The sequence below is a fragment of the Micromonospora chokoriensis genome, from assembly GCF_900091505.1.
Classification (GTDB): Bacteria; Actinomycetota; Actinomycetes; order Mycobacteriales; family Micromonosporaceae; genus Micromonospora; species Micromonospora chokoriensis.
The window spans coordinates 5,496,607-5,518,889 of sequence record NZ_LT607409.1 but is presented as its reverse complement, the minus strand read 5'-3'; the positions used below and the strand labels follow the sequence as shown (position 1 = coordinate 5,518,889).

Annotated in this window: 18 protein-coding genes; 10 read left to right on the top strand and 8 right to left on the bottom strand. The window is 70.9% G+C overall.

Annotated features, from left to right (window positions below; genetic code table 11):
- Window positions 1-29 precede the first annotated feature (29 nt).
- From GA0070612_RS25020 to GA0070612_RS25010, 3 genes are all read right to left on the bottom strand, one after another.
- Window positions 30-2,909: an ATP-binding protein gene (locus tag GA0070612_RS25020; protein WP_088990140.1), complete on the bottom strand. Its 2,880-nt coding sequence runs from the start codon at window positions 2,907-2,909 to the stop codon at window positions 30-32.
- A 51-nt stretch (window positions 2,910-2,960) separates the two neighbouring features.
- Window positions 2,961-7,331 carry a glycoside hydrolase family 9 protein gene (locus tag GA0070612_RS25015; RefSeq protein WP_157742593.1) on the bottom strand — a complete coding sequence of 1,457 codons (4,371 nt, stop codon included), beginning with the start codon at window positions 7,329-7,331 and terminating at the stop codon, window positions 2,961-2,963.
- A gap of 538 nt (window positions 7,332-7,869) precedes the next feature.
- The gene (locus GA0070612_RS25010) at window positions 7,870-8,424 is read right to left on the bottom strand and encodes a hypothetical protein (protein ID WP_088990138.1); all 555 of its coding nucleotides are present in this window, start codon (window positions 8,422-8,424) and stop codon (window positions 7,870-7,872) included.
- A gap of 596 nt (window positions 8,425-9,020) precedes the next feature.
- Between GA0070612_RS25010 and GA0070612_RS25000 the strand changes: the two genes are divergently transcribed.
- The 10 genes from GA0070612_RS25000 to GA0070612_RS24955 all read left to right on the top strand — a co-directional run bounded on the left by GA0070612_RS25000 (window position 9,021) and on the right by GA0070612_RS24955 (window position 17,791).
- Complete coding sequence (locus GA0070612_RS25000) at window positions 9,021-9,815, top strand: hypothetical protein (protein ID WP_231924328.1); 795 nt, start codon at window positions 9,021-9,023, stop codon at window positions 9,813-9,815.
- A 541-nt stretch (window positions 9,816-10,356) separates the two neighbouring features.
- A complete protein-coding gene (locus GA0070612_RS24995; protein WP_088990136.1) occupies window positions 10,357-10,686 on the top strand; it encodes a TraR/DksA family transcriptional regulator in 330 nt (109 codons plus the stop codon).
- Window positions 10,687-10,847: 161 nt separating this feature from the next.
- Entirely contained in the window at window positions 10,848-11,891 is a 1,044-nt protein-coding gene (locus tag GA0070612_RS24990; RefSeq protein ID WP_088990135.1) for an aromatic ring-hydroxylating dioxygenase subunit alpha, read from the top strand.
- Entirely contained in the window at window positions 11,888-12,094 is a 207-nt protein-coding gene (locus tag GA0070612_RS24985; RefSeq protein WP_088990134.1) for a hypothetical protein, read from the top strand. The genes GA0070612_RS24990 and GA0070612_RS24985 overlap by 4 nt, the downstream gene beginning before the upstream one ends.
- Window positions 12,091-13,044 carry a PDR/VanB family oxidoreductase gene (locus GA0070612_RS24980; RefSeq protein WP_331716382.1) on the top strand — a complete coding sequence of 318 codons (954 nt, stop codon included), beginning with the start codon at window positions 12,091-12,093 and terminating at the stop codon, window positions 13,042-13,044. The genes GA0070612_RS24985 and GA0070612_RS24980 overlap by 4 nt, the downstream gene beginning before the upstream one ends.
- Before the next feature lie 54 nt (window positions 13,045-13,098).
- The gene (locus GA0070612_RS24975) at window positions 13,099-13,830 is read left to right on the top strand and encodes an IclR family transcriptional regulator (protein WP_231924327.1); all 732 of its coding nucleotides are present in this window, start codon (window positions 13,099-13,101) and stop codon (window positions 13,828-13,830) included.
- A gap of 76 nt (window positions 13,831-13,906) precedes the next feature.
- On the top strand, window positions 13,907-14,833 hold the full coding sequence (locus tag GA0070612_RS24970; protein ID WP_088990132.1) for an SDR family oxidoreductase: 927 nt from the start codon (window positions 13,907-13,909) through the stop codon (window positions 14,831-14,833).
- A gap of 23 nt (window positions 14,834-14,856) precedes the next feature.
- Window positions 14,857-15,738 (top strand): amidohydrolase family protein, encoded by an 882-nt coding sequence (locus GA0070612_RS24965; RefSeq protein ID WP_088990131.1) that lies wholly within the window; start codon window positions 14,857-14,859, stop codon window positions 15,736-15,738.
- 17 nt (window positions 15,739-15,755) lie between these two features.
- Window positions 15,756-16,208: a MaoC family dehydratase gene (locus tag GA0070612_RS24960; RefSeq protein WP_088990130.1), complete on the top strand. Its 453-nt coding sequence runs from the start codon at window positions 15,756-15,758 to the stop codon at window positions 16,206-16,208.
- Window positions 16,209-16,267: 59 nt separating this feature from the next.
- On the top strand, window positions 16,268-17,791 hold the full coding sequence (locus GA0070612_RS24955) for an acyl-CoA synthetase (protein WP_167393674.1): 1,524 nt from the start codon (window positions 16,268-16,270) through the stop codon (window positions 17,789-17,791).
- Here the strand turns inward: GA0070612_RS24955 and GA0070612_RS24950 are convergent.
- The 5 genes from GA0070612_RS24950 to GA0070612_RS24930 all read right to left on the bottom strand — a co-directional run bounded on the left by GA0070612_RS24950 (window position 17,715) and on the right by GA0070612_RS24930 (window position 22,108).
- On the bottom strand, window positions 17,715-18,602 hold the full coding sequence (locus GA0070612_RS24950) for a PaaX family transcriptional regulator (RefSeq protein WP_088990128.1): 888 nt from the start codon (window positions 18,600-18,602) through the stop codon (window positions 17,715-17,717). The two genes, GA0070612_RS24955 and GA0070612_RS24950, sit on opposite strands and share 77 nt — an antisense overlap.
- A 39-nt stretch (window positions 18,603-18,641) precedes the next feature.
- Window positions 18,642-19,454 (bottom strand): ABC transporter ATP-binding protein, encoded by an 813-nt coding sequence (locus GA0070612_RS24945; RefSeq protein WP_088990127.1) that lies wholly within the window; start codon window positions 19,452-19,454, stop codon window positions 18,642-18,644.
- Window positions 19,447-20,271: an ABC transporter permease gene (locus GA0070612_RS24940; RefSeq protein WP_088990126.1), complete on the bottom strand. Its 825-nt coding sequence runs from the start codon at window positions 20,269-20,271 to the stop codon at window positions 19,447-19,449. The genes GA0070612_RS24945 and GA0070612_RS24940 overlap by 8 nt, the downstream gene beginning before the upstream one ends.
- A complete protein-coding gene (locus GA0070612_RS24935) occupies window positions 20,268-21,062 on the bottom strand; it encodes an ABC transporter permease (RefSeq protein ID WP_231924326.1) in 795 nt (264 codons plus the stop codon). The genes GA0070612_RS24940 and GA0070612_RS24935 overlap by 4 nt, the downstream gene beginning before the upstream one ends.
- 71 nt (window positions 21,063-21,133) lie before the next feature.
- On the bottom strand, window positions 21,134-22,108 hold the full coding sequence (locus GA0070612_RS24930) for an ABC transporter substrate-binding protein (protein WP_088990125.1): 975 nt from the start codon (window positions 22,106-22,108) through the stop codon (window positions 21,134-21,136).
- Between the last annotated feature and the right edge of the window lie 175 nt (window positions 22,109-22,283).

Here is a 22,283-nt window from a genome sequence, read left to right as displayed (position 1 = left end):
CCCAAGGGTCCGGACGGGTGGCCACCCGGTCAGGAGTCGAGAACGCCGCCCGGGGCCTGACGCAGCACCACGCCGGCGATCTCCACCCGGCTGCGCAGGTCGAGTTTCGCCAGGATTCGCGAGATGTGCGTCTGGGCCGTCCGGCGGGTGAGGAACAGGCTCTGTGCGATCTCCGGCGTCGAACGGCCGGCAGCGACGAGCGTGGCGACCTTCCGTTCGGTCGGGGTCAACGCGTCCCAGCCGTGCCCGGCCCGTTTGGCCCGGGAACCCCGTACCCCGCGCCGGATGCCCCGACTGCGCAACCTGGCCTCGGCCCGACGGACGTCCCAGGCCGCGCCGAAACCGTCGTACAGGTCGATCGCCTCGTCCAAGGCGGCCCGTGCCGGCGCGCTGTCGTCCCGCTCAGCGAGGACGACGGCGAGATCCTCCAGCGTCCCGGCGAGTTCCACCGGCACCCCGCTGGCCCGGTAGTGCGCCACCGCCGAACGGATAGCCGCCGCGTCAGCGTGGTACAGGCCACGACACCGGTCAGCCGCCGCAGTGGCTCTGGCCGGCACCTGTTCCGCCGCGGCTTCGGTCAGGCAGGCGCGTACCCCGGCCTCCGCCGCGGACCGGTCGTCGGCAGCGAGAGCGAGCCGGACGAACCGAGGTAGCCACTGGTGGGTCAGTGTCATCTCGCCCGGCCGCCGTTCGAGTAGATCGTTCAGATGGTCCAGTGCCGCCCGCAGGTTGCCGTCCTGCTCGGCGGCGACGGACCGCGCCACGAGCAGGAAGTCGATGTTCTCCCGGTCCGCGACGGTGACCAGAGGCCGGTCGAATCCCGCTCGCAGGTGCGCGGCGGCCCGGCCCCGCTCGCCCCGATGGCCGGCGATGAGCGCGGCGACTCCGTGCCGGAGCCACCCCGGGCCACCTTCGCGCAGCCCACGGTACGTCGCCGATGAGGTGCTCTGTGCCACGGCGTTGAGTTCAGCCAGGGCGTCGTCCCACCGCCCCAGCCAGAACAGCAACACCGCGGCGGTCACGCCGGAGGTCGTGTCGTCGATGCGGTTGGCCGCGCGCAGGACGTCCCGGGCATCCCGCAGCGCCGCCTCCGCGTCCGTCCACCGGCTCAGGTTCTGCAGCGAGAAGATCCGTCCATGTAGCACGAACGCCATCAGGTCGACGTGATCGACTCCTGTGCCCAGCGTCTCGATCGCCTGCTCCACGCTCTTGAGCGCGAGCCGGTGCTGCCGCCGGACCGAGTGGCCCGCCCAGAGGCCGGTCAGCGCGTACGCCGTCGCGAAGGCGTCCCCGGCCACCGCCGCGGTGCGCAGCGCGCCCCGGGCGGTGGCGTCCGCCGCCGTCAGGTCCCCGACACCCGCGCGCTGGAACATCGCCAGCGAGGCGAGCAACCGCGCCCGCCACGGGTCCGGGAGGTCGTCGGCGCGGAGGGCCCGGTGCAGGTTCGCCACCGCCGCGTCGTTGTGCCCGCCGCTGAACAGCGCGCGGGCGAGTATCCAGTGCAGATGGCCCCGGTCACCCGGGTCGACGATCGCGCCAAGGGCCTGCCGTACCCGTTTCGCGGCCTCCTCGTGGTCGCCGGTGGCGAGAAGGACCCGGGCCAGGTTCATGGTGAGCCCCGACCGCTCGTGCTCGTCGCCCGGGTCATGATCCACCTCCCGGCGGAGCAGTTCGGCCGCGAGGTGCGGCGCCCAGGCAGCCAGCACCGGTGCGACATCGGCGAGCCACTGTCGTGCCCAGCGGTCGCCGACCACGCCGGAGGTGAGGAGATGCTGGGCGACCCGCTGCGGCTCGACGCGGGCGGCCTCCAGGGCCCGCGCCACGTCCAGGTGCAGCGCGGCGCGCAGCGCGGCCGGCATCCCGTCCAGGAGAGCCTGCCGGAGCAACGGATGCCGGAACCGCATCCGCGGGCCGGCCTCGACCAGGATGCCCGCCGTGACCGCCTCGTGGAGGTCGGCGCAGAGGTCGATCGCCGTTCGGCCGAGTAGCGCCGCGAGTTCGGTGACCGCGAACTCGCCCCCGAGCAGCGCCGACGCCCGCATCAGCTCGATGGTGCCCGCCGGGACGAAACTCAGTCTGTCGTCGAGGGCCGCGGCGAGCGACCGCGGCACGACGCCGGTACGGGATTCGCGCACCTCGGCTCGCGTGCTGATGTCCAACAGATCTTCCCGGACCAGTGCTCCGACCAGTTCCTGTAGGAAGAGCGGGTTGCCAACCGCCTGACTGGCGAGCGTGACGAGTCCGTCACCTGGTGGCACGCCGACAAGTGCGGCGAGCAGGTCCCGGACCGCGTCCGGGGGGAGTGGACCCAGCGGGACGCGGACCACATCCCGCCGTCGGGTGACGTCGCGCAGCCGTCGCACCGTCGACCCGTGTGCGCCGGGACGGTACGACATGACCAGCAGCAATGGCAGGTGCGCGGCGACCGGGACCAGTCGACGGCACACGTCCAGCGACGCGTCGTCGGCCCACTGCACGTCATCGACGACGAGCATGGTCGGGCCGGCGGCGCACAACTCGTCGACCAGTGCGACGACCATCTCCACGGCCGCCGCCGTGCGCGTCGCGTCGGCGAGGTCGAGCGTGGCACGCCGGTCACTGAGGAAGGCCGCGATCCTCGCCCGACGGGGATCCGCCGAGCGCCGCCCGATCTCCAGGCAGTCGAGGAACACACCGAGCAGTGGCGGGTGCGCCAGTTGGTCGGCGACACCCACAGACGCCTGGCAGCCCCACTCCCGGCCGATCTGGGCGGCCGCCGCGACCACTGCCGACTTGCCGATCCCCGGTTCGCCCTCGACCCAGACCACGGTGCCGGTACCGCCACGCAGCCGTTCCACGGCCCCGTTGAGCACCGCGAGCTCGGCCGTCCGCCCGATCAGACGCGTCGAGGAGTCAGCGGAGATCAGCATGCCGTCTCACCTCGGGAGCGACCTGGTCCCTTGCCCGCGCCGTCGGCCTGCTCATCGCCGGCCGGCCACATCGGCGGCGAACGCCGCCACCCAGGTCAACGCGGAGTTCCAGTTGATGGTGATCTCGTTGACCGACCAGGCTTCGAGATTGTCGACGTAGCAGAGCTGGGGAGCGCACCCGTGCAGCCAACTCGCCGAGAGCGGGTCCTGGAGGCTGGAGTTGGGCCCACCGGCGACCGACCCCACCGGCGGGTTCGGCAGTCGGGCGTCGAACGATCTGGCGTACCACCGGCTGTGCTGGTTCTTCGCGTCGTTGCTGCCGTAGCCGGTGACGTACGACTGCCCGAGGGCGTTGCGGCCCAGCAGGTAGTCGAGGCCCTCGAAGACGGCGTCGGCGTACCTTGCGTTACCCGTGAGGTCGTGGGCGGTGGCCAGGACCACCTGGTTGTTCAGCATGGACGCGTTCGAGCCCCAGTCGTAGCGACCCGTGGTGGGGGAGTAGGTCTGCCCGAAGCGTTCGGCCTTCTGGAACGAGATCAACCGGTCCGCGGCGGCGACCACCCACCCCTTGATCTGCTCGCGGTCGCTCAGTTCGGTGCCGAACCGCGCGAGGTCGAGTTGGGCCAACGCGGCCACCGAGCCCCAGTAGAAGCCGTTCTGGCTGAAGGCCGTGCCGGCGGTGTGGAACCGACTGACCCGGACGGCGGCCAGGTAGGTGGCGTCCCGGGTGGTCAGGTACAGCTCGGCGGCGGCCCAGTAGAACTCGTCGGACACGTCCCCGTCGTTGTAGGGCCCCCCGCCGCTGCGGTCCTCGTACGGTGCGAAGAGCGCCGGGTTGGCCCGGGCCGCGGTGTATGCCCGCTCGGCCGCTGCGCGCAGCCGGGCGGCGAAGCCGGCGTCGTACGGCTGGTAGATTCTCGCCGCCTGGGCCGCGACGGCGGCCAGGTTCAGGGTGGCCGCGGTCGACGGCCGGTGCAGTTCCCGGGCCTTCTTGTCCTGGTGCGGGAGCATCGGCGGCCCGGTCCAGGTCTCGTCGTGCACCTTGTGGTGGACCATGCCGGCCAGCGGCAAACCGTCGGGCACCTGCATCTTCAGCATGAAGTCGAGGTTCCAGCGGGCCTCGTCGAGGATGTCCGGGACGCCGTTGCCGCGTTCCGGCACGGCCAGGGTGCCGTCGCCGAGCGCCGCCGGCCGGTTGCGCTCCCAGGTCGACAGGAGTTGGTACGTGGCGATGCCGCCGTTGACGACGTACTTGCCGTGGTCACCGGCGTCGTACCAGCCGCCGGTGACGTCCAGCCGGTAGGAGCAGGTCCAGTTGTTCAGGAACGACTTCGGCTGCTGGCAGGGCACCTGGGTGTCGCCACCGTTCGGTGAGTCCGCGACGTGCCCGGCCGGGCGGGCGTACCCGGCCCCGGCGATGCCCCCGTCGATCGCGATGCCACTGCGGTTGGTGTAGAAGAACCGGGTCGCGTCGGTGCGCAGCCGGTCGTACAGGTCGGCGCGGATGTCGAACGGGTGACTGGGCCGGTCGACCCAGCCGTCGTACACCAGCTCGAACCGACCGGTGGTCGTGACCTGGCTGAAGTCGATGACATGGGTGTTGGCGCTCGCCGACGCGTCGAAGCCGGTCGGGGTGGTCCGACCCGTCGCCACCGTCGCGCCGCCGCCGGCCCGGCGCAGAGTCCACGGCACCGCGTAGGACGCGCCGTACAGCAACGTCGCCCGTTTGGGCCCGTTGGGCAGGTAGCCGTGCTGGTTCACCTTGAGGTCCGGCCCGGCGTCGGCCCGGTAGGCGTACTCGGTGCCGGTGAGCGTCACGTCGTCCATGCAGAACTCGTACGGCGTGCTGGACTTGCCGAGCCGGAACTGGAGCTGGGCCAACCGGTACGGCTCCGGGTAGGTCGTGGTGATGCTGTACTCGTACTCCTTCCAGGCGGTGCCGGTGGTGAAGCCCTTGTTCAGGTACGTGACGTTCGTCGGGTTGTCGAAGGGCGCGAGGTAGATCAGCGGGTTCGCCGCCGTGTTGGTGCGGGCGCGGAACCGCAGCGTGTACGTGGCACCGCCGGGCAGGTAGATGCTGTTGTGCCCGACCAGGACGTCCCACGGGTTTGTGGACGAGGGCGCGGTCACGCAGAACGTCCCGCCCGCCAGTTTCGGCGTCATCCCCGCGTTGGTCCACCACGGCTTGTCCGTGCCGGTGAACGTGCTGTTCTGCAACAGCCGGCCGTCGAGCTGCGGTCGCGGTGGCCCACCCCCGTACGCCGGCAGCGTTCCCGCCGGCAGGTCCTGCCCGCCGCCCTGGCCGGGCTGTCCCGGGCCGGGATCCGCGCTGCCGTAGCGGGGCAGCAGCCAACCGTCGAGACCACCGGAGGCGGCGTTGACCAGGACGAAGTCGCCGATCAGGTCGGCGTCGAGGTCGGCGAACAGGCCGGTGGTGCCGGCGAACGGGCCGTCGTCACGGATCGGGCCCAGTGACCGCCAGCCGGTCGTCGCGCTCCACGGCGTGCCGGTGTTCTCCCAGGCCTGCACCTTGCCGCTGGGGTAGTCGACGCGCAGCACGTCGGCCCGGCGGTCGCCGGTGACATCCGTGAACGTCGTCTGGTAATAGCCGTCGGCGGGGGTCGCGAAGCCGCTGACCGAGTGCCAGTCTCCGGGCACCGGCGTCCGGCCCTGGGACCGGTTCTCCCAGAGGCTGGCGTGCCTCAGCCGATCCGAGTTGATCAGGTCGTCGTCTCCGTCGCCGTCGATGTCGACGAAGCGCGGGTTCTCGTAGCGCAGGTCGTTGGCCACGATGGAGCGTGCTCCCAATCGGATCTGCGCGCCGTCGGACTCGTTGCGGTACATCTCGATGACCCGGGTCCCGGTGGGTGACTCGTCAGCGGCCCGCAACCGGAGGTAGTCGTCCCGGTCGTCGCCGTCGAGGTCGCCGAAGTGCACCGTACTGGGCAGACCCCGGTCCGGCGGGCTGATGTCACCGAGGGCGGTCCAGGTGGATCGGGGGCCGTTGTTGCGCCACGCCGGTATCCGACCGTCGGGCTGGACGATGACGTGGTCGGCGTCGCCGTCGCCGTCGAGGTCGGGGAAGTGGGTCTCCGAGCCGGCCGGGGCGGCGTCCCGGAACTCCCCGATCGGGTCCCAGCGCGGGCCGATGCCGTTGCGGGGCTCCGGCCGCCACTGGTAGAAGTCCTGCGCGACCACCAGCCGCGAGCCGAGGGCGTTGGTGGAGGGTTGCAGGGAGCCGCCGAGCCCGGGGGTGAAGATCTGCCCGTCCTTGAACTGCCACCGGGACACCTCTGCCTGCTCCGAGCAGAGGGTGCTGCCGGTGCTGCGGGAGTTCGCGTCCCAGGACAGGCACCGCTCGGTCGCCGGGTCGGCCTGCGGCCAGGCGAGCTGGTACTGGCCTGCAACCGTGCTGAAGCGCACCTGCAGGGCCTCGTCGAGGCTGCCGCGCGGCGTCCTGATGTGTGGTCCGATGTCGTCGCCGTCGTTCGTCTTCGACGCGATCACCGCGTGCTCCAGGTGACGGGCGAAGAAGCGGTACGTGTCACCGGGGACCGGGGCGTAGCAGTCCCGCTCGGCGGTCGTCCGGGGCGCGAGGCCACCGCCGGAGCCACAGCCGGCGTTCACGACGTAACGGACGTACCAGTGGTCAGAGGTCTGGCCGTTACGTTCGGCGTTGATGGTGTTGTTGTTCCCGCTGCTGGCATAGGCGAAGTCCAGCTCACCACCGCCCTGGTGGGTGGGCTGGTCCGTCACCGCCATGTGGCTCTGCAACGCGGCCGGCATCCGTGCGGGTTCCTGGTTGAAGTCGGCGAGCACCATCCATTCGCCGGTGGGGCGACCGGCCATGAACTGCCGCGCTGTTTCGATGATCTCGGGGGCGTCGTTGGGATTGTTCCGACCGTTCGCCCGCGCGTGGGCCGTGAAATACCAGTCGGTGCCGATCTGGACGCCCATCATCGGCCGCGAGTCGAACCGCGAATGCACCGGCAGGATCACGGCGTCGGTCACCGTCTCCCGGGTGACGATGGCCAGGCCGTTGCGTTGCTGACCGGGGTCGGCCCAGTAGATCTGCAACAGGTCCGGGCGGTCGCGCGTGCCGATGTTGTACAGATGCTCGGTGATGCCGGGATCGGCGAATCGCCGATCGGTCCACACCGCCAGGTCGGGCGGTCTGCTGCCCGCCTCCTGGAGCGCGGCGACCTGTACCCCGTCCCGGAGGAACATCCCCCGTATGCCGGTCCACCACCGCGACGCCGACGGCCCTCCCCCTCCTTGGTGCTGGCCATCCATGTTCCAGGACGCGGTGACCCGGTCCTGCGGGGCGGCCACCGCCGGTGTCTTCGGCTCGACCGCGGACAACAGCGTCGCCGCCGTCGTCGCCGCGACGATCGTGGCCAACCGTTTGCGTGCAGAGCCCACGTCAGATCCTCCAGAACTCGGACACAGAGACCATGCGGTAGCGGGGCTCGACATCGCATCGGTAGAAATTGCCTATCCGTCGGGTCCGCGGCGAGTGCCGACGGTGCGATTCCGGGCGTCCACGCCGGACCCGGGTAGCCTGTCCGGCGTGTGAGCCGCCGCTGCCTCGGAGGGCTCTCCGGTCGGGAGAGACGTGGAGTGCGCGGTCCTCGACGATCTGGTGCAGGGGGCGCGGTCGGGCCGGGGTGGGACGTTGGTGGTGCGTGGCGAGGCCGGCATCGGCAGGAGCACCCTGCCGGCGTATGCCCGCGACTGCACCAACTGTGGGTGCCGGTGCTCGACCACCTCGCGGACCCGCCCGTCCGGCACGCCGACGCGCTCCGGGTCGCCTTCGGTCTCGCGGCGGGCACGCCCGACCTGTTCCACATCGGCGTGGCGACCCTGGGTCTGCTGAGCGTCGCGGCCCGGCGCACTCCCTGCTGTGCATGGTCGACGACGCCCACTGGTTGGTCACGGACGGGCCGGTCCGCCCCGGGGGTCAGCCCAACGTGAAGGTCACGTCGTCGACGTCGAAGGTCGTGACGCCGTTGCCGGCCGTCTCACTGGCGAGGAAGCTGACCGTCGCGGTGCGCTCGGTGGTCGCCGTGCCGCTCGACATGCTGTACTGCCGCCACTGCGCCCCGCCGTCGAACGCCAGCGAGAACCTCGTCTTCGGGGGTATCCCGGTGACGGCCAGTCCGACGTTCAGGTAGTCGCCGCGGGTGGTCTCCGTGGTGGTGGTGCGTACCCAGAAGCGGACGGTCAGGTCGCAGTCGGCAGGCACCGTGACGGTGGTACGCAGCAGGTCGCTACGCGACACGTCCAACCCGGCGAAGGTGGCGTACGCGCGGCCGGTGTGTGCGGGTCGGGCCGCGTCGCCGAGCACGACGATGCGCGGGCCGGCAGTCCAGCCGGTGGTGCCGCGTTCGAACCCGGGGTTGACGTGGATCTGCCCGGCGCAGGGTGCGTCGGCAGCGGGCCGGCCGTGCGACGCGCTGCCCGTGGCCAGGAGCAGCAGGGCCGCGGCCGAGACGATGGTGACCAGAGCCTTCATGGGTCCTCCCGGAGTCAACACATCCGTGACTGTCGATGCACGATCGACCATGAGTGATGGGCGTCGGCACGTCAAGTTCTTCCCGGACCGTAGGTCGCGGACAGCGCGAAGCGGGCCCGTCCACCCGGTGCGGACGGGCCCGCGCGGCGCAGCTGGTCAGTGCCTGCGGCGACCGTAGGTGCGGTCGAGGATCGCGACGCCGGCCACGGCGAAGGCGAGCTGCAGCCCCAGCTCGATCCAGTCGATCCCTGCGGTGTCGTCGACACCGTGATCGGGCAGAGGCGCGCGTCGATGTTGCCGGCGCGGTTGCGGGTGTGCTGGAATGGCTCGGCCGCAGCGCGGGGGCAACCGCGCTGGGAACGGTCAGCACGGGAGCGCAGTGCCGGCAACCCCGCCTTTTCGGAGGGCGTACGCCGCACCGCCGGGCCACCTCCACGACGACGGGCAGTTGCCCGACGTACGCGTCCCGCCACGACCTCTGACACCGGAAACGTGCGATGCGCCAGGTCGGCGCACTCCGGCCGGCGACGAGGCAGGCGGCGACCGCCATGGTCGGGAGAGCCGTTCCCGCCCCTGCCGGCCGAGGTGGGGGCCCGATGTCACGAAGGATGACCATGCGCCGTTACCTCGCGGTGTTCACCGCCGCCCTGATCCTCGGCACGACCGCCGGTAGTGTCCCGGCGGGCGCGTCGGGCGCCTCCCCGCGCTCGTGCGCCACCCGTGGCCTGCTGTTCTGTGAAGACTTCGAACGGCTCCCGCCGGGTGGCGCCAGCACGTTGGACTGGGGCGTCGACACCCGCAACGGCACCCTCACCGTGGAGCGTGGCCGGCGCGGCAACCAGGTGCTGCACGTCCGCACCGTCGACAACGGGCGCGCCTTCCTGCGAGTCGACGACTTCGCCGCACCCGGTAACCGCTTCTACGGGCGGATGCGGCTGCGCGTCGACGCCTTCCCCACCGCCCCCGACTGGGCGCATTTCACGCTGGTGGAGGCGACCGGCACGGGTAGCGCGGAGGTCGTCCGTCCGATCGGCGGCCAGTACGCGCCCACGGTCCCCGGGATCTTCTGGGGTGTGGGTGCCGACGGCGGCCCGACCGGGGACTGGACCAACTGGCGTGAGTCCGCCCCGGTCACCGAGGACACCTGGCAGTGCTTCGAGTGGAAACTCGACCCAACGGACAACCGCGTCGCGGTGTGGATCGACGGCGTGGCGAACCCGGAACTGACCGCCTCCACGACCGAGCACGGGGGCAACGACGTGCCCTTCGTCCTGCCGACGGTGAACACCGTGAAGATCGGCTGGCAGCTCTACCAGGGCGGGACCACTCCGGGCCAGTTCGACCTGTGGATCGACGACATCGCCCTCTCGACCAAACGGCTCGGCTGCTGACGTCGTCCGTCGCGTCTCACCGCCGGTGACCGCCGGCCGCCGCCCCGGGTGTCGACGACGCCCGGGGCGGCCCGTCGTTCAGGGGGAACAGGTTCTCCGGCTACGACATCGTCGGCGGCACGAAGTCCGACCACAACGGCGTCATCGCGACGTTCTCGATCAACAACTGCCGCTCACCGCCCGGCCGGCTCCGAGCCCCGCTCCCGCCCGGAGCGGGGCTGCCCGGTCGCGGCATTGGCATCGCGGCGAGTGTCGCCCTATGGTGGAGGGCATGCCGCCGGTGACTCTCCGCTCGCCTGCCGTCACCGAGGTGGCGGCATTCGGCGCTGCCCGGATGACGGCGGCGGCCCGCCCGACGGCTGACCTGCGGGTTCCGGTCGTGCGCGCGTCGCACATCGCGCCCACACACCGGCTGTTCAGCCCGGTGCGAACCGGCCGAGACCCTCCCGCGGAATCGTTGCATCCCAGAACGACCGCCAGGGCGAAGCCAACAGAGCTTCGGCCCTTTTTCTTTTTCCACCCCTTCTCGGAAAGGTAGGCCATGAGCCTCGATCATCGAATTGTCGACCAGGGTTGGCTGGCTGATCTGCGAGCGTCCCTGGCGGACGATTTCGCCACACAGACGGCCCGGCTGCGGGAACTGACCGAGCTCAACGCGGACACCGGCGACCCGGGCGAGGCCCACAACCAGGCCGCGCTGCTGGCGGCGGCCCGCCGCAACATCGAGCAGATCACCGGTGCGCTGGGCCGGATCAGCGACGGCACCTACGGTCTCTGCGAGAGGTGCCGCAAGAGCATCCCGGCGGAGCGGCTCGAAGTGCTCCCGCATGTCCGATTCTGCGTGCCGTGCCAGGAGAAGCAGAGCAGGTGACGCGTCGTGTGGCTGCCGGGCCGTGAGCGCGGCAGCCGCACACCCGCGTACGGGCGACGTCCTCCGGGGTTTTCACCCAGTGAAAGCTTCAGTCCCCACCGCCGACGCCGCACGCGATGATGCGAGTCCATCGACGTCCGTCTGCGTGGAGGTCCGGTCGCATGGCATTCGCTCGTAACCAGTGGTACGTGGCGGCCTACGGCACTGAGGTCGGGCGCGACCTGCTCGCCCGTACGGTGCTCGGCGAGCCGCTGGTGCTGTACCGCACCGGTGCCGGACAGGCGGTGGCTCTCGCCGACAGGTGCGTGCACCGGCGCTACCCGCTGTCGGAGAGTCGGCTCGACGGCGACACGATCGTCTGCGGTTACCACGGCTTCACCTACGACCCGACCGGCGCGTGTGTCTTCGTACCCGGTCAGCAGCGCATCCCGCGCACCGCGCGGGTCGTCTCCTACCCGGTGGTGGAACAGGACTCCTTCGTCTGGGTCTGGATCGGCGACCTGGACCGGGCCGACCCGGCGGCGATTCCCCGCGCGCCGTGGCTGGCGGACCCCCGGTACGCCGTGGTGCGCGGCATGGCCCCGTTGAACGCGCGGTACGGCCTGCTGGTGGACAACCTGTTGGACCTGTCCCACGAGACGTACCTGCACGGTGGCTACATCGGCACACCGGAGGTGGCGAACACCCCGATCACCACCACAGTGGACGAGGACCGGGGTGTCGTCCACGTCAGCCGGCACATGGACGACGCCGCGTGTCCGCCGTTCTACGCCCGCTCGACCGGGATCCAGGGCCGGATCACCCGGTGGCAGGACATCGAGTACCACCCGCCCTGCCTGTACCTCCTGCACAGCCGGATCGCCCCGCAGGGCGTCTACCCGCCGGCCGAGGGCGACGACAACGAGGCCTTCCACGCCGAGATCGTGTACGCGATCACCCCGTCGACCGAGCACACCACCTACGACTTCTGGGCCGTGGCGCGCGACTTCGCGATCGACGACGAGTCGGTGAGCGAGTACCTGCACGACAGCAACCACACGGTGGTCATGCAGGACGTGCGGGCGCTCGACATCCTGGAGAAGGTGATCGCCGCCGAGCCGGACCGGTACCAGGAGTTGAGCATCAACATCGACACCGGAGGCCTGGCCGCCCGGCGGATGCTGGCCCGACTGGTCGAGGCGGGGAGGGTGGGAGCACCGCGATGAGTTCGCAGGCCGGGGAGCGGCTGTACCGGGTGCGCTGGTTGCCGGGCACCGACATCCTGCGGGGCAGCTGCCACTGCGGCGCCGAGCGCCTCGCCGAGGAGCCGATCGAGCTGTGGGAGTGGCTGCTGGGCCACCCGCGGGGCCACCAGGCCGCAGCCGTGCCCGCGTCCGACCCGCCGACCCGGCTGGCGATGCCGGCGTGACGGTGGACGCGTTGGCCGGTGTGGAGCTGGTGGTCACGCGCCGGGACCAGGTGGCGACGGAGACCGTCGCGATCAGCCTGGGTCGCCCGGACGGTGCCGACCTGCCGGACTGGGCACCGGGCGCACACATCGACCTGGAGCTGGGCGCGGAGCTGACCCGCCAGTACTCCCTGTGCGGCGACCCGGCGGACCGGTCGGTCCTGCGGATCGCCGTGCAACGGGAACCGGACGGACGCGGCGGCTCCCGGCTGGCGCACGAGCGGCTCACCGTCGGCGCGACCGTCCGGGTACGCGGGCCCCGCAACACCTTCCGGCTGGTCGCCGCCCGGAGATACCTCTTCATCGCCGGTGGCATCGGCATCACCCCGATCGCACCGATGGTCGCCGCCGCCGACGCCGCGGGCGCCGACTGGCGGCTGGTGTACGGGGGGCGCAGCCGCGCCACCATGGCCTTCGCCACCACCCTGCGGGAGAGGTACGGCGACCGGGTGACCCTGTGCCCGCAGGACGAGACCGGGCTGCTCGACCTGGCCGGTCTGCTGGGGCGGCCGGACGACAGGTTGGTCTACTGCTGCGGCCCCGAACCACTGCTGACGGCGGTCGAAAAGCGGTGCCTCGGGTGGCCGCCCGGTCGGCTGCACGTCGAGCGTTTCACCCCGCTCGCCACCACCGGCGGGGAGGAGACGACGATCGAGGTCGAGCTGGTGCTCTCCGGGAAGACGGTCACCGTGCCGCCGGGTACGCCGATCCTGCAGGCGGTGGAGGAGGCCGGCGTGTCGGTCCTCTCGTCCTGCCGAGAGGGCACCTGCGGCACCTGTGAGACGCCGGTGCTCGACGGTGTGCCGGACCATCGCGACAGCCTGCTGACCGCTCAGGAACGGGCCGCCGGCGACACCATGATGATCTGTGTGTCCCGGGCCCGTACGCCCCGACTCGTGCTGGAGCTGTGACCGGGCGGCGCGGGCGGGGATGATGGCGCTGTGCGCGCGCAACCGGGACGGTCGGTGACGAGTAAGGTGCTGGCCCTGCTCGACGCGTTCAGCCCGGCCACCCCGGCGTTGACCCTGAGCGAGCTGGCCCGCCGCTCCGGTCTGACGCTGCCCACTGTGCACAGACGTGCCGCGGAGCTGGTCGAGTGGGGCGCCCTGGAGCGCGGCGACGACGGGCGGTACCGGATCGGCCTGCGGTTGTGGGAGGTGGGTTCCCTCGCGCCGAGAGGTCTGGGGCTGCGGGAACTCGCCCTGCCGGTCATGGAGGACCTGTACGAGGTGACCCACGAGAACGTCCAACTCGCCGTCCGGCAGGACCTCGAACTCGTCTTCATCGAACGGATCTCCGGGCGGCACGCGGTGCCCGTGCTCACCCGGGTGGGTGGCCGCTTCGCGTTGCACGCCACCGGGGTCGGGTTGGTCCTGCTCGCCCACGCCCCTGTCGAGGTGCAGGAGCAGGTGCTGGCTGCGCCGTTGGAGCGGTACACCGACATGACCGTCACCGATCCGAGGCGGCTGCGCCGCTGCCTCGCCGAGGTGCGCCGCGTCGGGTACGCGGTCAGCGACCGTCAGGTCACCATGGACGCCCTCTCGGTGGCCGCGCCGATCCGCGTACCGGAGGGTGTGGTGGCGGCGATCTCGCTGGTGGTGGCCCACGACCGGGCGGACCCGGTGGCGCTGGCCCCGCTGGTGCGGGCGGCGGGCCGGACGCTCTCCCGGGCGCTGGGAAAGACTGCAAATCGTTGACGCCCGGTCAAATTCTGCATTACGTTGCCGGTGCGCGTAGTACCCGGAGGGCCACCAACGACGACAGGGAGCGCTCATGTCACTGGACGGCAAAGTCGCCATCGTCACCGGGGCCGCACGGGGCCTGGGCCTCGCCTACGCGCGGGAGCTGGCGCGGCGCGGCGCCGCGGTCGTGGTCAACGACGTCGACGCCGAGGCCACCGCCGACGCCGTGACCGGGATCCAGGCGTCCGGCGGCCGGGCCGTCGCGGTGGTCGCACCGGTCGGTCCGACCGAGACCGCGAAGAAACTCGTCAGCACGGCGGTCGAGCACTTCGGACGGCTGGACATCCTCGTCACCAACGCCGGCGTCCTCCGCGACACCGTGCTGTGGAAGATGAGCGACGACGACTTCGACACCGTCGTCAACGTCCACCTGCGCGGCACGTTCACCACGGTGCGCGAGGCGGTGCAGCACATGCGGCAGGCCGGCGAGGGCGGGCGGATCATCTGCGTCGGGTCACCCACCGGGCAGCGGGGCACCTTCGGCCAGACCAACTACGCGGCGGCCAAGGCGGGCATCGTCGGCATGGTCCGCACCTGGGCGCTGGAGCTCAAGCGCGCCGGTATCACCGCCAACACCGTCGTCCCGGTGGCCGCGACCGCGATGACCGCCACCGTCCCCTACTTCGCGGCGGCGGTACGCGCCGAGGCGAACGGTGAGCCGATGCCCGCGTTCTTCCGACACGACCTGGGGTTCGGCACGGCGGACGACGTCGCCGGGCTCGTCGCGTTCCTCGGCTCCGACGCGGCGGCCTCGGTGACCGGCCAGGTGATCGGGGTCGGCGGGGACCGCCTGCAGATCTGGACCCACCCGGAGGCGGCGGTGACCGCGCACCGCGAGGGCGGCTGGACGTACGACGCGCTCGTGGAGGCCTGGCCGACGACGTTCGCCGACGCCGAGCAGAGCGTCGGCGAACGCTTCCCGAAACTCCCCGAGGAGTTCGCGCCCGCGACATCCTGACCCGCCCGACGAAGGTTGGCCCCATGTACCAGCCCGCGATCGACCTCGACACCGTCACGGCGATCGACATGCACGTGCACATCGAGGTCGACGACCACGGTCACGCCTCACTGCCCGAACCTCTCGTGGCGGCGGCGTCGGCGTACTTCCGGACGGACGGCCCACGACCGGCGGTCGGCGCGGTGGCTCAGTACTACCGCGAGCGGAGCATGGCGGCGGTCGTCTTCACCGTCGACGCGCGTACCCAACTGAAGCACCAGCCACTGTCGAGTGCCGACATCGCCCGCGCGGCGGCCGAGCACGCCGACGTGCTCATCCCGTTCGGTTCGGTCGACCCGCGTACCGGGGAGGCCGCCCTCGACCTCGCCGCCCGGCTGATCGAGGAGGAGGGCGTACGCGGCTTCAAGTTCCACCCCACGGTGCAGGGTTTCGACCCCAGCCACGACGAGTACGCGCCGCTGTGGGGTCTGCTCGAACGCGCGGGCGTCCCGGCGCTCTTCCACACCGGGCAGACCGGCATCGGCGCGGGCACCCCGGGCGGCTACGGTCTGCGGCTCGGCCTGTCGAATCCGATCCTGCTCGACCCGATCGCCGCCGACTTCCCCGGCCTGCAGATCATCATGGCCCACCCGTCGGTGCCCTGGCAGGACGAGGCGTTGTCGGTGGCCACGCACAAGCACAACACCTGGATCGACCTGTCCGGCTGGAGCCCGAAGTACTTCCCGGCCGAGTTGGTGCGCCACGCCAACTCGGTGCTGAAGCGGCGGGTGCTCTTCGGCACCGACTACCCCCTGCTCACCCCCGACCGGTGGCTGCGCGACGTGCAGACGACCGACCTCAAGCCGGACGTGCTCCCGGGCATCCTCAAGGACAACGCGGCCCGACTGCTGGGTCTCGCCCGGTGACGACGAGAGGAAGCGCCATGACGACGACCATCACCTACGAGCGGCTGGGCGGCCTCGCCGGCACCGATCTCGGCCACACCGAGTACCGCACTGTCACCCAGGACCAGGTCGACCTGTTCGCGGACGCGACAGACGACCACCAGTGGATCCACGTCGACCCCGAACGGGCGAGGACCGGGCCGTTCGGCGCGCCGATCGCGCACGGCTTCCTCACCCTCTCCCTGGCCGTTCCCTTCTGGACCGAGCTGCTCGAGGTCAAGGGCGTGACCACGAAGGTCAACTACGGCCTCGACAAGGTGCGTTTCCCCGCGCCGGTCGTGGTCGGGGCGCGGGTACGCATGCGGGCCACCGTCGCCGAGGTCGTCGAGGTCCGCGGTGGCTACCAGATCGCCGTCGACCAGACGATCGAGATCGAGGGCGGCACCAAGCCTGCGGTCGTCGCGCGAGGGCTGTACCGCTTCTACGCCTGAACCCGGGGGCGTCCGCCGAGCCGGGTGAGCACACCACCTCCACCACCGGGAGACTGATGATGCACCAGCACGGAATCGGCGCCTGGTTGGTCAAGCGTCGGCTCAAGTCCCCGCACACCGTCGCCCTCATTTACGGCGACGGCGCGACGATGACGTACGGCCAGTTCGCCGACGCCACCGACCGGATCTCGGCGGTGCTGCGCGAGTGGGGCGTCGGTAGGGGTGACGCGGTCGCCTACCTGGGTGAGAACAGCCCCGAGTTCCTTCAGGTGATGTTCGGGGCGGCGCAGGTCGGAGCCGTCTTCGTGCCGGTCAACACCCGGCTCGCCGCACCCGAGATCGCGTACGTGCTCGCGGACTGCGACGCACGGGTGCTGATCCACGACCCGGAGTTCGCGGTGCCGGTGGCAGCCGCCACGTCGACCGCCCGGACCCCGCACGTCCTCGTCACCGGCGAGGGCACGGCGGACCACCCCGGTATGGCCCACCTGGCGCGGGCCGCCGCCGCGTTCACCGACCACGCCGACACCACCCACCGGGAGCCGGCGGCGATCGTCTACACCTCGGGCACGACCGGTCGGCCCAAGGGCGCCGTGCTGACCCACGGCAACCTCACCTGGGTGGCGCTCAACTGCGTGGTCGACTACGACGTCGTCTCCACCGACGTCGCGCTCATGATCTCGCCGCTGTTCCACGTCGCCTCGCTCGGAATGGGCGCCCTGCCCGTCATCCTCAAGGGCGCCACGATGGTCATCGAGAAGGGCTTCGAGCCGGGCCGCGCGCTCGCGCAGATCGAACGGCACGGGGTCACCATGCTCAGCGGCGTGCCGACCACCTACCAGTTGATGGCCGACCATCCTGCCTGGGCGTCGACCGACCTGTCGACGCTGACGAAGCTCACCTGCGGAGGTTCGGCGGTGCCCGCCCGCATCCTCAACGCGTACGAGGCGCGGGGTCTGTCGTTCGCTCAGGGGTACGGCATGACCGAGGCGTCGCCGGGTGCCACCGCGCTGCCCGCGACGATGACCCGCGTCAAGCAGGGCAGCGTCGGTCTGCCGCACTTCTTCACCGACGTGCGGATCACCGACCCGACCGGCGCGGTGCTGCCCACCGGCGGTGTCGGCGAGATCGAGGTGGCCGGCCCCAACGTCTTCCCCGGCTACCACGGACGCCCGGAGGCGACCGCCGAGGCGTTCACGGCCGACGGGTGGTTCCGCTCCGGCGACCTCGGCCACCTGGACGCCGACGGCTACCTCTACATCTCCGGCCGCCTCAAGGACATGATCATTTCTGGGGGCGAGAACATCTACCCGCTCGAACTCGAACAGCTCCTCACCGAGATCGACGGGGTGACCTCGGCGGCGGTCATCGGCGTACCGGACGAGCGGTGGGGAGAGGTGCCGTGGGCGATACTGACCGTACGGGACGGGGCGTCGCTGGACACCGACACTGTGCGGGCGTGCCTGGACGGCCGGATCGCGCGCTACAAGCTCCCGAAGAACGTCGTCATCGTGGACGAGTTGCCGCGGACGGCGTCGGGGAAGGTGCGGAAGGCTGATCTGCGGACCCGTTTCGCCGTCTAGCCGCGGGCCGGGCCGTGACGAGTGCCGCGAACTCCGCCGTGGACGCCGCGGCCAGCCTCTGGTGCATCCGGCGGTAGGTCTCCACCGATCGCGTGGCGGGCCACTCCGCGTCCATGAACTCGGCCGGCAGCCTCGGGTCGGCGCGCAGCAGCGCGAGCCAGTCCGCCACGAGCATCGTCCGCACGGTCAGGGCGCTCGACGCCATCGCCGCCGCGGACGGGTCGTCCCACACCTCGATGAAGGCGAGGTGCGCACGCCGGATCGCCTCGATGTCCCACGCGGCGCGGACGCTCGCGCCGATGGGGAACCCGGCGAGTTCACGGGCGTGGAAGGCGACCACGGTGTTGGGCGCGAGGTCCTGGCGCAGCGGCTCCAGCGACCCGGCGAGGTCGACCTCTCCGGGCGCGAGCCAGAGCCCGTCCCGGATCGGCGCGAAGCCCTCCCAGGTGAGGGTCGAGCGCAGCCGGTGCCGCAGCATCCGCTGACCCTCCGGGATCGAGAAGGTGACAAGCGTCCACCCGCTGCCCTGCGGGTCGAACGGCCGTGGCCCGCGAACGCGGTCCTTCGCCTCGCGCAGCACCGCGACGCCGTGCTCGGTCAGCGAGAACAGGGTCTCCCGGCCACTGCGGCTGCGGGCCAGGATGCTGCTGTGCACGAGACGGTCGAGGGTCGCCCGGGTGGCCGGCGCGGCGACGTCGGCACCCTCCAGGACGGTGATCAGGACGCTCGCCCGGATCGGCGCCGTGTCGCCGTCGACGACGTGCTCGCCGAAGAAGGCGAGCAGCAACTGCTTCGGCTGACGACTACCCACGGCGGTTCCCTTCGGCGAACTCGTTGCGGTGGCCGCCGGTCACCGCGCGGGTCGCGGGGCCACTGCCTGCCCGCGTTTGGCCCGCTGGATCTGGTCGTAGACGTGCGTCCGCAGCTCCGTGAAGCGGGGCAGGGCGCGGGTCGTGATCTGATCGCGCTCCGGCGGCAGGTCGATCGCGAGGTCCTCCTGGACCCAGGTCGGCGACGTGGACAATACTAGAACCCGCTGACCCAGATACACCGACTCGTCGATGTCGTGGGTGACGAAGACGATCGAGATGGTCCGGCTGGCGTGCAGCTCACGCACCAGGTCCTCCAGGTCGGCCCGGGTCTGCGCGTCCACGGCCGCGAACGGTTCGTCCATGATCAGCACGTCCGGCTCGTAGGCGATCGCCCGTGCGATGGCCACGCGCTGCTGCATCCCCCCGGACAGCTGCCACGGGTGGCTTCGCGCGGCGTGCGCGAGACCCACCGCCTCCAGGGCGTCGGCGACCAGCCTGTTCCGGTCCGCGCGGGGGAGCTTCTTGTGCCGCAGCGGAAGCTCGACGTTCCCGCGCACTGTCAACCAGGGGTAGAGGCTGCGACCGTACTCCTGGAACACGACGGCCATCGCGGGGCTCGGGCCGGTCACCGGTGCGCCGTCCATCTCGACCACGCCGCTGGTGGGTCGCAGCAGGCCGGCGAGGCACTTCAGCAGGGTGGTCTTGCCGCAGCCGGACGGCCCGACGATGCAGACGAGCTCACCGGCCCGCATCGTGAAGCTGATGTCCCCGATCGCCTCGACGTCGCCAGTCGCGGACTCGTAGACCTTCCGCAGGTGCTCGACCCGCAGCAGGGCGCTCCGATCAGGCACGGTTGACCTCCCTGATTCCGTGGTACCAGCGCAGGACGCGCCGTTCGACGAGACCGAAAGCTACGGCGAGGAAGACGCCGACCAGACCGAGCAGGAGGATGCCGCTCCACATCTCGGCGATCAGGTAGTTGCGCTGGAAGTAGGCGATCCGGTAACCGAGGCCGGAGGACGAGGCGAACATCTCGGAGATGACCATCAGGATCAGCGCGACCGAGAGGGCCTGCCGGACACCGGCCATGATCCGTGGGCTCGCGGCCGGGAGCACGAGGAACCAGAGCCGCTCCCACCAGGACACCCGGAACGAACGCGCCGTCTCCGTCATGACGCTGTCCGTGCCCCGGACACCCTCGATCGTGTTCAACAGGATCGGCCAGACCGCCCCGGAGACGATCACGACCACCTTCATGGTGTCCGTGATCCCGAGCAGGAGCATGGCCACCGGAATCAGCACCGGTGGCGGGATGGCCCGAAGAAACTCCAACAGCGGTTCCAGGAGCTCACGCAGCCAGTGGTTCAGGCCGATCACGGTGCCGGCGGCGACGCCCAGCACGATCGACGCGGCCACACCGAGGCCGAGGCGGGCGAGACTCGGCAGCACGTCCTCGACGAACGCCGGACCGACCCAGGTCTCCCGGAACGCTTCGGCGATCGTCAGCGGGTCGGGGAAGAACTGGCTCGTCGTTCTCGTCGCCACCAGACCCCAGAGCACCAGGAGCAGCGTCGGCAGCCCCAGTGTGTAGAGAATGCTCGTCGCGATCCGGGTGCCGACGTTGCGGCTGCGCTGCGTGGTGGCGATCCGACCGGTGTACGCGGTCACCGCAGCTCCTCTCCTCGTATCGACTGGTGCCAGGACAGCACCCGACGCTCGACGAACCGGAAGACGAGGTTCACCGTGAGCCCGAGCAGACCGGTGACCACGACCAGCGCGTACAGGCCGGCGGCGTCTCCGGCGGAGCGGGACAGCTCGATCATGCGCCCGAGCCCGGGATTGCCGATCACCATCTCCGCGGTGACGGCGAGGATGAGCGCGACCGCCGCCGCGAGCCGCAGGCCCGTCATGAGGTACGGCAGGGTGGTCGGCAGGACCAGGTGCGACAACTGCTCCCGCCGGGTCAGGCCGAAACTGCGGGCGGTGTCCCGGGCCACCGCGTCGACGTCGGCGACGCCGTAGATCACCTGCACGAACACCTGCCAGAACGACGCGTAGATGATGATGACGAGGGCGGCCTCCATCTGGATGCCGAACAGCAGCACGGCGAGCGGGATGAGGGCGACCGACGGGATCGGGCGCAGGAACTCGACGGCCGTGTGGGTCGCGCGCCGCAGGAACGGCACCAACCCGACGACGGCCCCGAGGACGACGGCGGCGAGCGTCGCCACCGTCAGACCGATCGCCCAGGACGTCATGGTGCTGCCCAGCCGCCGCCAGAACGCGAGGTCGACGAGCTGCTCGAACAGCCGGGCCAGCACGTCCGTCACGTACGGCAGGTACAGCGGGTTCACCAGGCCCAGCGCCGGGATCAGCTGCCAGGCGACGAGGAACCCGGTCAGGCCGACCGCGCCCAGCACGGCCCTGCGTAACGCGCGCAGGCGTCGGGTGGAGAACACGCGTAGGTCACTCCCGTCGTCACGCGGGCGGCGAGGCCCTCCCCGGTCCGGGGAGGGCGGGATCGCGCCGGCTACTTCTGCTGGATGAGACGGTCGAAGTCGGGTTGCTTGTCGAGCACCTTGTACTTCTGCGCGAGATCGGCGAGCGTCTGCAGGCTGGACCTGTCGACCTCCCACGCGAAGGCCGGGAGTCGCACCGAGTCGGCCACCGGCGGGGGCAGTTGCAGGTTGTCCTTGATGGCCTGCCGCACCGGTGCGATGTTGGCGGGGTCGTTGGCCCACTGCAACGTCTTCTTCATCGCCGCCGTGAAGTCCTCGACCAGCTTGGCGTCCTTCTCCGTGCGTTCCTTGGTGGTGATCGTGGTGAGGGTGGTCAGACCGGGCACCACCGCCTGGTAGGGCGCGACGACGAAGGTGTCCCCACGGGCCTTCAGTTGCGTGACGAACGGCTCCGGCACCCAGGCGGCGTCGATGTTGCCGGACTCCAGTTGGGCGGGGGCGTCCGGGAAGGCCACCTCGACGAACTTGATCGCCTTGGGATCGCCGCCGTCCTTCTCGACCGCCGCCATGATCGTCACGTCGCCGGCGGCGCCGAGGCTGTTGACCGCGACCCGCTTGCCCGCGAGGTCGGCCGGTCGCTTGATGCCGGACTTCGCCGAGGCCACCACGGCGTTGATGTCGTCGCCGTCGGCGTACGAGGAGGCGTAGTTGCCGATGATGACGACGCCGAGATCGCGCAGGTCGGCGCGGAACGCGCCGAAGGGCTGGCCGATCGCGAAGTCGATGTCGCCGTTCATCAGGGCGGGAATGGCCTGCGCGCCACCCTGGGCGGGCAGCACCTCGATCTGGAGCCCACGTTCGGCGAAGTGCCCTGCCTTGATGCCGCCCCAGAGCGCGGCGGTCTCGGTGATGGGCAGCGCCGCGACCCGGACCGTGCGCAACTCGCCCGAGGCCTGTTCGGACGGCGCGGACGCGTCGGAGTCGGTACATCCGGTGAGGGCGATCGCGGTAGTGGCGATCAGCCCGAGAGCCATGACCTTCTTCATTGACGAGGCCCTTCCTGGGCGGGGGTGGTGGGTGCGTCGGAAGTCGGCGGATGCCTCGGATCTGCAGGTGACCTACCGCTGCGTGGGGGCGCACGCCGCTGTGGTGGCCATGGTCAGTCACCCCGGCATCGAAAGTCAATAATTTCTGACGCCCGTCATGAATAAGTTGAATAAT